This is a genomic window from Empedobacter sp. UBA2044 (assembly GCF_002333005.1).
In the GTDB taxonomy this organism is placed as follows: domain Bacteria; phylum Bacteroidota; class Bacteroidia; order Flavobacteriales; family Weeksellaceae; genus Empedobacter; species Empedobacter falsenii_B.
Window position 1 is genome coordinate 111,892 of record NZ_DDBA01000059.1, and the last position, 14,361, is coordinate 126,252.

The following is a 14,361-nucleotide window of genomic DNA, read 5'->3' on the forward strand; positions in this document are numbered from 1 at the left end:
AAAAACTTAATGTTTCTAAACGGGTAACTATTCCACAAATAAATATATACTTTAGTAGAAACAAACAATAAGATTAAGAAAAAACACATGAAATATGTAGCGGTTGTTCTTGCTTCTGCAATGCTGTTTATGGGAAGCTGTAGCAAGAAAAACGAACAAAAAGAAGAAGTTAGAAAGAAGGATCCTCATGCTTTGCGCTATGATTCGTTGGATTGGAAAGCAGATTTCAAGCCAATGAAGTACACACAAGCAGAACTTAATGATTACAGAAATAAACTAAACACCTATTATAAAGACTTTTGGGTTGACGGGAAAGTGAGCGGAGGTTTGTTGGTTGTGAAGAATGGGCAAGTACTTTTAGAGCAATATCAAGGGATGGCAGACGAAAGACATAAGCGTCCAATCACTGCCGAAACGCCTATTCACATAGCATCTATCTCGAAAGTTTTTACATCTATGGCGATACTTAAGCTGGTCGAGAAAGGTAAAATCAAATTAGATCAAAAAGTAAATACAATATTAGAAGGTTTTCCTTACGACGATATCACGGTTCGTAATTTGCTAAATCACCGCAGTGGTTTGCCAAATTATGCCAACGTTTTGTGGAATAACAAGAAGGTAATGATGGATCGCGAGAAACCAATTTCTAATCAAGATGTGTTAGATATCTTTAGAGAATTTGACGTTAAACAAATTCGTCCCGCAGACAAAGGGTTTTATTACTCGAACACCAACTTCGCTTTCCTTGCTTTAGTAATCGAAAAGATTATGAAAATACCTTATCCGAAAGCAATGAAATACATGGTTTTTGACCCTCTTGAGATGAATAACACCTTTGTTTTTGAGTATGATCGCGATAAAGATACAGTAGCTCGTTCTTACAAATACAATGGTTACGAGTGGGCTTGGGATGATTTTGACCGCACGTATGGAGACAAAAATATCTACTCAACGCCAAGAGATCTTTACAAGTTAGATGTTGCCATGTATTCAGACGATTTTTTACCGAAGAAGATCAAGAAAGAAGCTTTCAAAGGATATAGTTACGAGCAGAAAGGTTTCAAAAATTATGGGCTTGGAATGCGCTTGTTAGAATATGACAATGGTAAAAAATTATTGTATCACAATGGTTGGTGGCACGGGAATAACACAGTTTTTGTACACGATGTTAACAATCAATTTACGGTAATTGCATTAGGAAACAAGCAGAATAAGAATATATATAGTGCATTTAAATTGGCTGGACTTACAGGAACTTATCCGCTAAAAGCACCAAATAAAGATTCGATGAGATTGCATCAAAAACCAATTGTACCAAAAACAACAGCAAAACTTTCGACCAAAGTTTCAAGATAATAGCAAGGCTTTCTTATATAAGAAAGCCTTTTTTATTTTTATGATATAATGTATTTTATTGATAATCAATAGTTTTATTTTGTTAATTAAATATAAAGTATTAACTTAGAGATAATTAACTATTAATCTATAAATACTTTTAATTATGGCTGTAAAATACAACGTTATTCAGAAGGCTTACCCAGGAGATCCTATGGCGCCTAAAAAGTTCTACGCAAATTCTATTGCAGATGGTGAAGTATCACTTCGAAATTTGAGTAAAGAAATTGCGCAAACCTCATCTATTAGTGAGAGTGATGTATATGCAACATTGATTGATTTGGCTAAAATGTTATCGAAACATTTGTCTGATGGAAAGATTGTTCGCTTAGGAGATTTTGGTTCTTTTCAAATAAGTATAAGTAGCGAAGGAATGGATGCAATGAACAAAGTAAATTCTTCTTCTATAAAAAGTGCTAAAATACTTTTTAGACCTGGTCTAGATTTACGAGATACTTTAGCTACTTTAAAGTATGAGAAAAAGAAATAGTTAAGATAATTTTTCTAACTTCTAATTTAAGTAAATATAAAACGTCAAGTGGTTTTCATTAAAATCACTTGACGTTTTGTTTAAAACCTCCTTAGGTTTTATATAAAAGATAAGGAGGTTTTATAAAAAGTTTATTTATATCTCACTTGAATAATCATTAACAACATAGAAATATAGACTATGAAAACTAAAAAATATTTAGATGAATTAACTTATGAAATAATAGGTTCTGCTATAGAAGTTCATAAAATAATGGGTAGAGGATTATTAGAAAGTGTTTATCATCAATGCTTAAAAGAAGAGTTAAATCATAGGAAAATAAATTTTCTCACAGAAATGAAGATTCCAGTTGTCTATAAAGAAAAACTACTTGATCTTGATTTTCGTTGTGACCTCTATGTAGAAAATAGTATAGTTGTTGAGTTAAAAGCTGTGCAAGATATTGTTCTTGCTTATGAAGCTCAATTATTAACTTATATGAAACTACTGAAATGTCCAAAAGGAATATTAATCAACTTCAATTGTTTTAACATATTTAATGAAGGACAAAAAACGTATGTTAATGAGTTTTTTACTCATCTTCTAAATTATTAAACCGATGTATTTATATTGTAAAAACAGATAGGTTTTAAATTTTGTTTTGGTAAAATATTAACCACATAGAAACATAGAAATTGATTAATTGTGATTTATTTATAAACTTTCAGTTATTAACTTAAGTAAAGTCACTGTGAAAACTATAAGTCCATTCTAATATTTCTAAGAATTAAACCTATGTATCTATGTAGATAAAAAAGAAATATTTTAAATTTTCTTTTGGTAAAATCTTAACTACATAGAAACATAGAAATTGATTAATTGTGATTTGTTTATATATTTTCAGTTGTTAACTTAAGTAAAGTTATTGTGAAAACTAAAAGTCTATTCTAATCTTTATAAATATTTAACCTATGTCTCTATGTGGTTAAAAAAGATAAAAAATTAACCACATAGAGACATAGATGAATATATAACCTGAGTTTTAAAGTGGTTAGAAAAAGAAAATACAAAACTTTATAAGCTTATTACTGCTTAATGTCCATAATGTCTCTTAATACATTTCCAAAGATATTAAATCCAAGAACCAATAACATAATAGCTAATCCCGGTAGAATTGCCAAATGTTGTTTCCCTAAAATAATATGATTATAATGTTCTTTGATGATATTTCCCCAAGACGGAGTAGGAGGTTGTGCACCAATTCCAAGGAAACTAAGACCGCTTTCTACTAAAATTGCCGAAGCAAAATTGGCAGCAGATATAACGATAATAGGAGCAATGACATTAGGTAATATTTGGTTGAAGATAATTCTTGTGTCCGAAAAACCTAAAGCTTTTGCTGCTTCTACGAATTCTTTTTCTCTATATGATAGGAATTGTCCACGAACTACACGTGCAACTTCTACCCACATCGTTAGTCCAACTGCGATAAATATCTGCCAAAATCCTTTTCCAATAGCTAAGGTAATCGCAATAACCAATAGTAATGTTGGGATAGACCACACAACGTTTATCAACCACATTATGATGTTATCTGTTCGTCCCTTGTAATAACCTGCAAGAGCGCCCAAGGAGATCCCTACAACTAATGAAATGAAAACAGCGATAAACCCAATAAGAAAAGAAATTCTTGTCCCGATGATTAATCGTGAATAAAAGTCTCTTCCGTACGAATCTGTTCCAAGTAAATAGATTTTTGTGTAGATAAAATCCTTCTCTATATCTTGCGTTTTGATGTTATGCTTTGTCCAAGTTGACAAATCTATCTTTACTGCTTCACCACTTAGTCCGTTTCCTATGTATGGAACATAAGTAATGCTTTGTCCATCTCTTTTGTAAGATGTGATACTTATTTGTTCGGTATCGATCTCTTTGCCGAATATAAAATCAGAAAAGTTCGTTTTTCCTGAATAATTAGGTAAGGGGATTTCGATTGTTTTTTGCTGATAACCTATAGGTGAATACGCAATGGTTAGGTCCTGTCTGTTTGCATTTTCCGTTTTGTCGGACGCAAAGACATAAGCAAAAATAGAAATGATTGCAGCTAATACTATTACACTAAAAGAAAGAACACCAAGGGTGTTCTTTCTTAATTTATTGAATACGATATGAGAAAATGAACCGTTTTCTTGTTCCATTATTTAATGTCTCTTAAAACGTTAACAGCTTCGTTTAAATAAAAGTCTTTTTGCATTCCTTTGAACCAATTGTTACGTTTAGCTTTTAGCACAGTGTCTGTTTTTGTAGTTGCCAAATCGTTTTGATTCATTGTAAATTTGAAATTGTTTTTATACTTGTCTAAAGCTTCAAATTTCTTGATTTTATCTTCGCGTGTTTTACGGTACGTTTTGTAATCTTCTAAGTTCAAAGGAATCTCTTTTACATCTTCCATTGATTTGATGAACTTGAAACTTTCGTTCATTAATGCTAAGTGAGCATTGTTCGCTAAACGAGTTTTACTGTTCGCTTTAATCTTCGCTAAATCGAAAGCAGAAGGCCATTTTGCAATAACTAATGGTTTGATTTGATCCCAGTTCAAGGCTTCTGGACGAGAAGCTTCGCTGATATCTTCGTAAGTGAATTGATCAACTAATGCAATGTCCGACTGAACTCCTTTCAATTGTGTAGAACCTCCGTTTACTCGGTAGAATTTTTGTATTGTTAACTTAATAGCGCCTAACTCATCACTTCCCGACTGACGATCTAAAGGCAAGATTGTTTGTACAGTACCTTTACCAAAGGTTTGCGGAGAACCCACGATAACAGCGCGACCATAGTCTTGCATTGCTGCAGCAAAAATCTCTGACGCAGATGCAGAAAGCTCGTTAACCATTACTACTAAAGGTCCGTCGTATGCGATAGAATTATCTTTGTCTTCGTGAATTTTAAGCATTCCGTCCGAACGTCTCACCTGAACAATTGGTCCTTGATTGATGAACAATCCAGAGATTTTAACTACCTCTTCAAGAGAACCTCCTCCATTGTTTCTAACATCGAAGACAAGACCTTTGATGTTTTCTTTCTTCAAGATTTCAATTTCTTTCTTGATATCATCCGAAGGATAACGTCCGCCTTCTTTTCCCATTGGCGTGTAGAACTCAGGTAAATAGATGATTCCGTATTTATCTCCTTTCTCGTCCGTAATAACAGATGAGCGAGCAAACACTTCCTCTGATTCAATCACTTCACGAATCAAAGAGATTGTTTGTTGAGAACCGTCTTTTTTCTGAATAGTCAAGACAACTTCTGTTCCTTCCTTCCCTTTAATTAGGCGAATAGCATCGCTTAAAATCATCCCAACGATGTTTTTAGCTTCACCATTTTTCCCTTGTGCAACTTTAATGATCTTGTCACCAACTTCTAATTTATTGCTCTTCCAAGCTGGTCCGCCAACAATTAATTCAGCAATTGTAGCGTAACCTCTTTTGTCTTGTATTTTGGCTCCAATTCCTTCCATTTGTCCAGACATTTCGAATTCGAAATCCTCTTTACTTGTTGGAGAGAAGTATGTTGTGTGCGGATCGTATTGTTCTGTGAACGAGTTCATGTAAATAGAAAAATAGTTCTCGCGTTTTGTTTGTTTTATACGACGGAAATAGTCAGAAATCAAGTCTTTAACTTCTTCACGCGCCATCTTTTCTACTTCTGCAAAAGGCGTATCTTTTGTGATTTTCTTTTTCTCATCTGCCAAAGGATCTTTTATAGGTTTTATAGAAGAAGAGTTGTCTAATGTATCTTTCTTTTGACCTTTTAATTCGTCTTGCATTGAAATGATTTCTAACATCACGTTATATTTCAAATATTTGCGCCACAAATCTTTTGCTTCGTTCTTGTCTTTCGCGAATTTTGATGTTTTATAATCGATGTTGAAATTCTCTTTTTGATTAAAATCAAAAGGTTTTGACAAGGCATCCATCGAATATTTTTCAGCTTCAGCAATACGTTTGTAGATTGTATCAACAGTTGAATTGTAGAAACCTAAGTTTTCTGATTTGTAATAATCATCTAAATTGTGATAATCTTTTTTGAATAAATCATAATCAGATTGCAATAAAAAACGTTTGCTTGGATCAATGTATTCTAAATATTTGTTGAAAACATTTTCCGAAAATTTATCATCTACAGTAGCAGGTTTGTAATGTAGGTAAGTTAGAGTGTTTCGTGTATTTTTTACGATTAACTTTTCTCTTTCTTCATCTGTGTCTAACATGGGTTTGCAAAAGCAAAAAGCAAGCAAACTCATTGATAAAAACGATAGTAATACATACGTTTTTTTAATTAACATATTGCGTTGGTATTATATAAATTAATAATTTAAGACTCCTTCAAATATAAAACAAAAAAGAAATTAGAAGGAAGTTTTTTACATTTGTAAAAATGATGAATAAAAGTAAGAATAAAATATGGAAAGACCGCTAATTTTAGTTACAAATGATGATGGAGTAACTGCGCCTGGAATAAGAGCGTTGATAGAGATTGCAAAAGGATTTGGAGAAGTTTATGTTGTTGCGCCAGATAGTCCGCAAAGTGGAATGGGACATGCGGTGACAATAAATTCGACATTGTTTTGTGATGAAATAGAAGTTGATGAAGATGTAAAAGAGTATGCGTGTTCTGGAACGCCAGTGGATTGTGTGAAATTGGCTGTTTCGCAAATTTTGCCTCGTAAACCAGATTTATGTATTTCGGGAATTAATCACGGATCGAATTCGTCGGTGAATGTGATTTATTCGGGAACAATGTCTGCTGCTGTAGAAGCTGGAATAGAAGGGATTCCTGCGATTGGTTTTTCGTTGTGTGATTTTGCTTATAATGCTGATTTTAAAGCTGGAGAAGAATTTATTAAAACAATTATTGATCAAGTTTTAAAACATAAATTACCAAAAGGTGTAGTGTTGAATGTTAATATTCCGAAGTTGAAAGAACATGAAATAAAAGGAATAAAAGTTTGTCGCCAAGCTGATGCAAAATGGGAAGAAAAATTTGATAAACGTGAAGATCCTCGTGGAAGAACGTATTATTGGATGAGTGGAGAGTTTAAAAATCTTGATAAAGGTGAAGATACAGACGAACGTGCTTTAGAGGAAGGTTATGTTTCGGTTGTGCCAGTTCGTTATGATTTGACAGCGCATCATTTTTTACCAGATTTAAGAAATTGGGATTTGTTCTAAGTTCGTTAAATCTACATTCAGAATTATAAAGCATAAGAAAGGACTTCAATTGAAGTCCTTTCTTTTTAAAATATTGAAATAATTATTTTACTAATTTTTTCTCAGCGTCACGATAGAAATTTTCTTTTTGATCGTTTCCTAAAGTTTTGTAAGCTTGAATTAAGTTACGAATAACTTGACGATTTTCTGGTTGAATTTCGTACATTTTTTCAAGATAAGGAGCTGCTTCTGTAAACAAAGCTTTGCGTTTTACTTCGTTTGCATTGTAAATTTCTTTCTCTTTTTTAGATGTTCCTAAATTGTTGTTCATTGTTTCAACAATTTCTTTGTCTGGTTGTAAAATAGCTAAAACTAAATTGTTGTAAGACTCGAAATGTTTAGGATTTAATTCAATCGCTTTTTTGAACAAGTTTTTAGATTCTTCTGCTTTAGAAGCGTCATCTAAATATAAAACTCCTAAGTTGTAATAATTTTGTGCATCGTTTGGATTAATTTTAATCGCTTCTTCGATGCGTTTTATCATTTTATCAGAGTTTCCAGAAACTTGGTAAATTCCAGTTGCGATATTGTTGATATCAGCATCTTTTGGATATTTTGTAGTTGCTTCTTCTACGATAGCATCGTATTTTTTCGCATTGTACAATCCATTAAGTGCTAAAACATACATATCACGGTTGTAATCTTTTGTTTGATTAGCTGATTTCCCAGTGAATCCTTTTGCTGCTAATTCTTTCAAAATCGTTAACGATTTGTCATAATCAGCTGCGTTGTAAAAACAGATTGCTGCTTGATATTTGTAGATATCTTCTTTTGTACCTAAAGCTTCAACTAAGTTGAAAACATTTAAGAATTTTGTTCCAGCTTCAGCAAATTGTTTTGCGTCCATTGCTTTGTTTGCAGTGTCTAATTCTTTGTTTGCTAAATTAGAAACTTCAGATTGCAACAAAAAACCATATTTTGGTTGTAAAGCAACTTCTTTTGCTTTTGCGTAATTACCACCAGCTGTAGCTTTATCTAAATCGGCTTGAGAATAGTAAAATTCGTCTTTTTTAGAGTCTTTATTTTTGACTTGCCAAACTTTACCGTTTTCGTATTTAGATAATTTTGCTAAATCTTGACTTGCTTTTGTAACATCACCTTTTGCTAAGTTTTCTTTTGCTGATTTATTGTATTTTTCAGCTAAAACGGTAGGTTCTGTTGTTAATTCTTCTGTATTAGTTTGAGCAAATGACGTTGACATTGCTAAAACTAAACCTAAACTAAATAATAATTTTTTCATTGATTATTCATTATTTGGATCCTCGACAGTAGTTTCTTCTGTCTGAGTTTCGTTGTTTTCGTCTGTGTTTTCTATAACAATTGGATTTCCCTCTTCATCAAGTTCTACTTCGTCTTCCAATTCTTCTTCAACTTGTACTTTTGCAATTGCTGCGATTTCGTCGTTCTTTTTCAAGTTAATCAATCGAACACCTTGTGTTGCACGACCCATTACACGAATTTCATCTAAACCAGTTCTAATAGCAACTCCAGATTTATTAATGATCATTAAATCATCTTCGTCTGTAACAGCTTCAATCGCGATTAATTTTCCTGTTTTATCAGTAATATTAAGTGTTGTTACACCTTTACCTCCACGATTTGTTTCACGATAATCTTCGATAGAAGAACGTTTTCCGTAACCTTGTTCAGAAACAACTAATACAGTTTCTTTTTCTACATCAGTGACAACAATCATCCCAATAACCTCATTATCTGGTTGATCTCCTAAATTGATACCACGAACTCCAGAAGCAGTACGACCCATTGGACGAACTTTCTCGTCTTCGAAACGAATAGCTTTACCATATTTAGAAGCGATCATAATTTGAGATTTACCATCTGTTAATAAAGCTTCTAATAATGTATCACCTTCGCGAACTGTAATTGCGTTGATACCGTTAACACGTGGACGAGAATAAGCTTCTAAAGATGTTTTCTTGATGATACCATTTTTAGTTACCATAATTACGTAATTATTATTTACGTATTCTTCGTTCATTAAATCGTGTGTAAGGATATATGCTTTTACTTTATCATCTGGCTCGATGTTGATCAAATTCTGAATTGCACGACCTTTAGATGTTTTAGAACCTTCTGGAATTTCGTACACACGCATCCAATAACATTTTCCTTTTTCTGTAAAGAATAACATGTATTGGTGGTTAGATGCCGAAACCATATACTCTAAGAAATCTTCGTCACGTGTTGTAGCGGCTCTATTACCAACTCCTCCACGAGATTGTTTGCGGTATTCAGAAAGTGGTGTACGTTTGATGTAACCCATGTGAGAAATCGTTAAAACAACTTGCTCATCAGGAATTAAATCTTCGATATTTAAGTCTCCACCTGCGTAATCGATATCTGTACGACGTTCGTCACCATATTTTTTACGAATTTCTAATAACTCATCTTTGATAATTTGCATACGTAAATCTTCGTTTGCTAAAATATCTTTCAAATGGTTAATCATTTTCATGATTTCTTCGTACTCTTCACGAATTTTATCAATCTCAAGACCAGTCAATGTACGTAAACGTAAATCTAAGATTGCACGTGCTTGAATTTCTGATAACTCGAAAGCTTCCATTAACCCTGTGCGCGCTTCGTCTGGTGTTGCAGATTCGCGAATGATTTTAATTGCACGATCAAGATCATCTTGTGTTCCGATTACTTTCATGTAACCTTCTAAGATATGAGCTCTTTCTTGTGCTTTTCTCAATTCGTATTCCGTACGACGAACAATCACTTCGTGACGGTGTTCTACGAAATGATAAATCATGTCTTTCAAATTTAATTGCTCTGGTCTACCTTTTACCAACGCAATATTATTTACACTGAAAGATGATTGTAATTGAGTAAATTTATATAGTTTATTTAAAACGACGTTAGGAACCGCATCCATTTTAAGGACATAAACGATACGCATACCTTTACGGTCAGATTCGTCACGAATCTCAGAAATACCATCTAATTTACCATCTTTTACCAACTCAGCAGTTTTTGCAATCATATCTGCCTTGTTAACTTGGTAAGGAATTTCTGTAGCGATAATACAATCGCGACCATGTACTTCTTCGAAATTAGTTTTTGCACGTAAAACAACACGTCCACGTCCAGTTTCGAAAGCTTGTTTTACACCATCATAGCCATAGATAGTACCTCCTGTTGGGAAGTCTGGCGCTTTGATGTATTGTGTTAATTCGTCAATTGTAATCTCACGATTGTCGATGTATGCAATTGTTCCGTCAATAACTTCTATTAAGTTATGTGGCGCCATATTTGTTGCCATACCAACCGCAATACCAGATGCACCATTTACTAATAAGTTTGGAACACGAGTAGGTAATACAGTAGGTTCTTGGATAGTATCGTCAAAGTTTAGTTGAAAGTCAACTGTCTCTTTATCTAAATCAGCTAATAATTCGTCTGAAATTTTTTGAAGTCTTGCTTCAGTATAACGCATTGCAGCAGGTGGATCACCATCTACAGAACCGTAGTTACCTTGTCCGTCAACTAATAAGTAACGCAAAGACCAAGGTTGCGCCATACGTACCATTGTGTCGTAAACAGAACTGTCGCCGTGTGGGTGAAATTTACCTAAAACTTCCCCTACAATACGTGCCGACTTTTTGTAAGAACGATTAGAAAAAACACCTAATTCATACATTCCGAATAATACTCTACGGTGTACAGGTTTTAAGCCATCACGCACATCCGGAAGCGCACGAGATACGATTACCGACATCGAATAATCGATGTAAGCGGATTTCATTTCATCCTCAATGTTAATTGGGATTAGTCTTTCTCCTTCAGTCATATTGTTTTGTTATATAAGGTGGCTAATATACGAATTTTAAGCTAAAAAAAGATTGATAAAAACAAGATATTTGATGTTTTATGAAAGTTTTAAGGAAACTTTTCTAATCCTTCTAAAAATAGCTTTGTTTTATCCTCGTAAATGATATTGTTGATAAGTTTTAATTGTTATTGTTTTAATTTTCTCTTGCTTAACAAAAAAATGTTTTTATATTTGCACTTCGAAAATTACAAAGTGTAGAACGGAACGCGGTTTACTATTAATTCAGCTTTTTTGTAATTTTCTATCAATTTGATTTTTGAATTAATAATAATAACTGTATATTTGCAACCCATTCGAGTAATGGATTAGAAACTTAGTAAAGATGAGTAAAAGAACATTTCAACCAAGTAACAGAAAAAAAAGAAACAAACACGGATTCCGTGAGCGTATGGCTTCTAAAAACGGGCGCAAAGTATTAGCTGCTCGTAGAAAGAAAGGAAGAAAAGCATTAACTGTTAGTGAAGTAAGAGCTAAAAGATAATCGCTACAATTCATAAAAAATAAGCTTGAAGGTCGTTCTTTCAAGCTTTTTTTTTACATTTGTTTTAAAGACTGTAGAAAAGTATGGAAGCTAAAAATGTAATTGAGTTAAGTCAATCATCTATATATCAAAGAAATCATTTAGTATTATCTGACGTTAATTTTACACTTAATGAAGGAGAATTTGTCTACCTTATTGGAAAAACAGGAAGTGGAAAAAGTAGTTTGTTGAAAGTGCTTTATGGTGATTTACCACTTCAATCGGGACAAGGTTCTGTGGTTGGAATGGATTTGAAATCATTGAAAACAAGTAAAATTCCTGATCTTAGAAGACATTTAGGAATCGTTTTCCAAGATTTCCAATTATTAACAGATCGTACAGTTGAGCAAAATTTAACGTTCGTTTTGAAAGCAACAGGTTGGAAAGATAAGGCTACAATCGATAAACGTATTGATGAGGTTTTAGATTCGGTAGGGATGTTGTCAAAAAAGAAAATGATGCCTTTCCGTCTTTCTGGAGGAGAACAACAGCGTGTTTCTATTGCTCGTGCTTTATTAAATCATCCTGAATTAATTTTAGCAGATGAGCCTACAGGAAACCTAGATCCAGAAACGTCAAATGATATTATGGATTTATTGTTGTCGGTATCGAAAGATAATAATTGTGCAGTTTTGATGGCTACACACGATTATGAAATTATTCGTCGCTATCCTGCGCGTAAAGTGCGTTGTGAAGACGGAAGATTATTTGAAGTTGCGGAAGCGATATCCGAATAAGATAAATTACACAATATAATTTTGAAGAAAGAGTTTACTTAGTTGTAGACTCTTTTTTTTGTTAAATAATTAACTGACTAATGTATCAAGGTAATAAGCTTCATTTTATAAGTATGGATGTTCCATTTCCTCCCAATTATGGAGGTGTTATAGATGTTTTTTATAAATTGAAAGCATTTCATCAACTTGGGGTTGAGATTCATTTACATCTGTTTGGGTTTAATGAAATAGAAAGCGATGTTTTAAGAAAATATGCTAAAGAAGTTTATTTTTATCCAATACATCAAAAGCCTTTTTATATTTTTCAGAAATATCCTATTTCAGTAAGATCGAGGGATAGCAAATTATTGTATGAACGAATTAAATCGTTGAAAGCTCCTATTTTTTTTGAAAGTCTAAAAACAACATTTATTTTGAATAAATATACTCTTGAAGGTTATTCTAAATATTTGAGACTACATAATATTGAGCAAAATTATTTTTCCGGATTGGCTGAAAGCGAAAAGAATCTAGTGAAAAAAGCATTGTTTTATATTGAGGCAAAAAAATATATCCAATACGAAAATATTATCCACCAGTTTGATGAAGTTTTTACACTTTCTAAATTTGAACAAAATTATATTCAAGAAAAATATAATAAAGGAAAATTTGTACCTGTTTTTCATGGAAATGAAACTTTTCAATCATTAAGTGAAAAAGGAGAATTTGCTTTGTATCACGGAGATTTGAGAGCTTCGGACAATTGTAAAGTAGTCGATTTCTTGATAGAAGTTTTTAAAGAAATTGATTATTCTTTCGTTATTGCGTCAGGATGCAGAGAGGATTGGGTAAAAGCAAAAATTAAAAATCATCCACATATACAATTTGTTAAATTGAAAGATTTTGATCATTTAAAAAATCTTTTCGAAAAAGCACATCTTAATATAGCCTGGTCTTTTCAGGAATCTGGAACAAAACTAAAAGTGATAAATGCATTATTTAATAGTCGTTTTTCGATAATAAATGAAAATGTGATAGATGATGAGAAAATTAGTGGACTTTGTGTTCAAGTTTCGAATAAATCAGAGCTGATAAAAGCTATTAATCATTTAAAAAATCAACCTTTTTTAGGGTCAAAAGAATATATTGATACGCTTGAATATGATTTGAATGATAAATTGAATGCCGAAATTATTTTGAAACAAATTTTTAATTAACTTTATGATTATGAACAGAAATCAATTCGCAGATATAATTTTACAACGATTAATCGATCAAAAGGAAAAAATAAGTCAACAATACAATAGTAGCAAAGATAAGATCGGTTATTTTTGGGTTGATGATCTATTACCAGAAGAATCAGTTTTGGAGATAAATCAAGTTTTTCCACAAGAAAAAGAAATGGTGTTGAAAAAAAGTTTGAAAGAAGATAAATATATTGCAGTTCAAATGAATCAATATCATCCTATTTTAGAGGAAATTATTTATGCTTTTCAAGATGAGAGAATCGTAAATTTGATTGCTGAGATTTGCGAAATAAAACAACCTATTCCAGATTCATCTTTGTATGCTGGAGGTTTGTCTATGATGGGAAATCGTCAATTTTTGCAGCCTCATCTGGATAATTCTCACGATGCGAAAAGAGAATTGTGGCGTGTGTTGAATTTATTGTATTATGTAACGCCAGACTGGAAAGAAGAATATGGTGGTAATTTAGAAGTTTGGCCAAATGGATTGAAAAATGATCAAATTACGATTTTTAGTAAATTCAATCGATTAGCGGTAATGGCAACGCATAATGATTCTTTGCATTCGGTTTCTCCAATAAAGTTTGAAGGTTTTAGAAAATGTGTTTCAAATTATTATTTTTCTAAAGAACCATTAAGAGAAACAGATTCTTTTCATGTGACTTCATTTAGAGGTCGTCCAGAGCAAAAGGTTTTGGATCAAGTTTTACAAGTTGATAACGCACTAAGAATGGGCGTTAGAAAAGTATTTAAAAAAGGAGTAGTGGAAAATCCGCATATTTATGTAACGTCCTGAAAAAATGAAACAGGATTAGACAAATCAAATTTTATTTTAAACAGGACATTTATTCGTATTTGTACTGTTTTTCTTTTTGTACGATTTTG

At 32.5% G+C, this 14,361-nt stretch carries 12 protein-coding genes; 8 read left to right on the forward strand and 4 right to left on the reverse strand.

Annotated features, from left to right (window positions below):
- Positions 1-87 precede the first annotated feature (87 nt).
- The 3 genes from B4E59_RS10815 (at position 88) to B4E59_RS10825 (ending at position 2,479) form a co-directional block, all read left to right on the forward strand.
- Positions 88-1,356 (forward strand): serine hydrolase domain-containing protein, encoded by a 1,269-nt coding sequence (locus B4E59_RS10815; protein ID WP_286494747.1) that lies wholly within the window; start codon positions 88-90, stop codon positions 1,354-1,356.
- 145 nt (positions 1,357-1,501) lie between these two features.
- Positions 1,502-1,885 carry an HU family DNA-binding protein gene (locus B4E59_RS10820; protein WP_280045253.1) on the forward strand — a complete coding sequence of 128 codons (384 nt, stop codon included), beginning with the start codon at positions 1,502-1,504 and terminating at the stop codon, positions 1,883-1,885.
- Between the two features lie 180 nt (positions 1,886-2,065).
- Positions 2,066-2,479: a GxxExxY protein gene (locus B4E59_RS10825; RefSeq protein WP_291052912.1), complete on the forward strand. Its 414-nt coding sequence runs from the start codon at positions 2,066-2,068 to the stop codon at positions 2,477-2,479.
- Between the two features lie 470 nt (positions 2,480-2,949).
- Here the strand turns inward: B4E59_RS10825 and B4E59_RS10830 are convergent, their stop codons facing one another.
- Both B4E59_RS10830 and B4E59_RS10835 read right to left on the reverse strand, forming a co-directional pair.
- The gene (locus B4E59_RS10830) at positions 2,950-4,062 is read right to left on the reverse strand and encodes an ABC transporter permease (RefSeq protein ID WP_286477497.1); all 1,113 of its coding nucleotides are present in this window, start codon (positions 4,060-4,062) and stop codon (positions 2,950-2,952) included.
- Positions 4,062-6,134, reverse strand: a complete 2,073-nt coding sequence (locus B4E59_RS10835; protein WP_291047127.1) for a carboxy terminal-processing peptidase — start codon at positions 6,132-6,134, stop codon at positions 4,062-4,064. Before B4E59_RS10835 ends, B4E59_RS10830 begins: the two co-directional genes overlap by 1 nt.
- A 193-nt stretch (positions 6,135-6,327) precedes the next feature.
- Here B4E59_RS10835 and surE point away from each other — a divergent pair, with 193 nt between their 5' ends.
- Positions 6,328-7,095: a 5'/3'-nucleotidase SurE gene (gene surE, locus B4E59_RS10840; protein ID WP_219033704.1), complete on the forward strand. Its 768-nt coding sequence runs from the start codon at positions 6,328-6,330 to the stop codon at positions 7,093-7,095.
- 82 nt (positions 7,096-7,177) lie between these two features.
- Here surE and B4E59_RS10845 read toward each other — a convergent pair whose 3' ends face one another.
- The gene (locus B4E59_RS10845) at positions 7,178-8,374 is read right to left on the reverse strand and encodes a tetratricopeptide repeat protein (protein ID WP_291047126.1); all 1,197 of its coding nucleotides are present in this window, start codon (positions 8,372-8,374) and stop codon (positions 7,178-7,180) included.
- Positions 8,375-8,377: 3 nt separating this feature from the next.
- Positions 8,378-10,951 carry a DNA gyrase subunit A gene (gyrA, locus tag B4E59_RS10850; RefSeq protein WP_291047125.1) on the reverse strand — a complete coding sequence of 858 codons (2,574 nt, stop codon included), beginning with the start codon at positions 10,949-10,951 and terminating at the stop codon, positions 8,378-8,380.
- 364 nt (positions 10,952-11,315) lie between these two features.
- Between gyrA and rpmH the strand changes: the two genes are divergently transcribed.
- The 4 genes from rpmH to B4E59_RS10870 all read left to right on the forward strand — a co-directional run bounded on the left by rpmH (position 11,316) and on the right by B4E59_RS10870 (position 14,272).
- Positions 11,316-11,474, forward strand: coding sequence for a 50S ribosomal protein L34 (gene rpmH, locus B4E59_RS10855; RefSeq protein WP_019974979.1), 159 nt, complete (start codon positions 11,316-11,318; stop codon positions 11,472-11,474).
- An 83-nt stretch (positions 11,475-11,557) separates the two neighbouring features.
- On the forward strand, positions 11,558-12,250 hold the full coding sequence (locus tag B4E59_RS10860; RefSeq protein WP_291047124.1) for a cell division ATP-binding protein FtsE: 693 nt from the start codon (positions 11,558-11,560) through the stop codon (positions 12,248-12,250).
- Positions 12,251-12,330: 80 nt separating this feature from the next.
- Complete coding sequence (locus tag B4E59_RS10865) at positions 12,331-13,446, forward strand: glycosyltransferase (protein WP_291052919.1); 1,116 nt, start codon at positions 12,331-12,333, stop codon at positions 13,444-13,446.
- Between the two features lie 10 nt (positions 13,447-13,456).
- The gene (locus B4E59_RS10870) at positions 13,457-14,272 is read left to right on the forward strand and encodes a 2OG-Fe(II) oxygenase (RefSeq protein ID WP_291052922.1); all 816 of its coding nucleotides are present in this window, start codon (positions 13,457-13,459) and stop codon (positions 14,270-14,272) included.
- Positions 14,273-14,361: the final 89 nt, after the last annotated feature.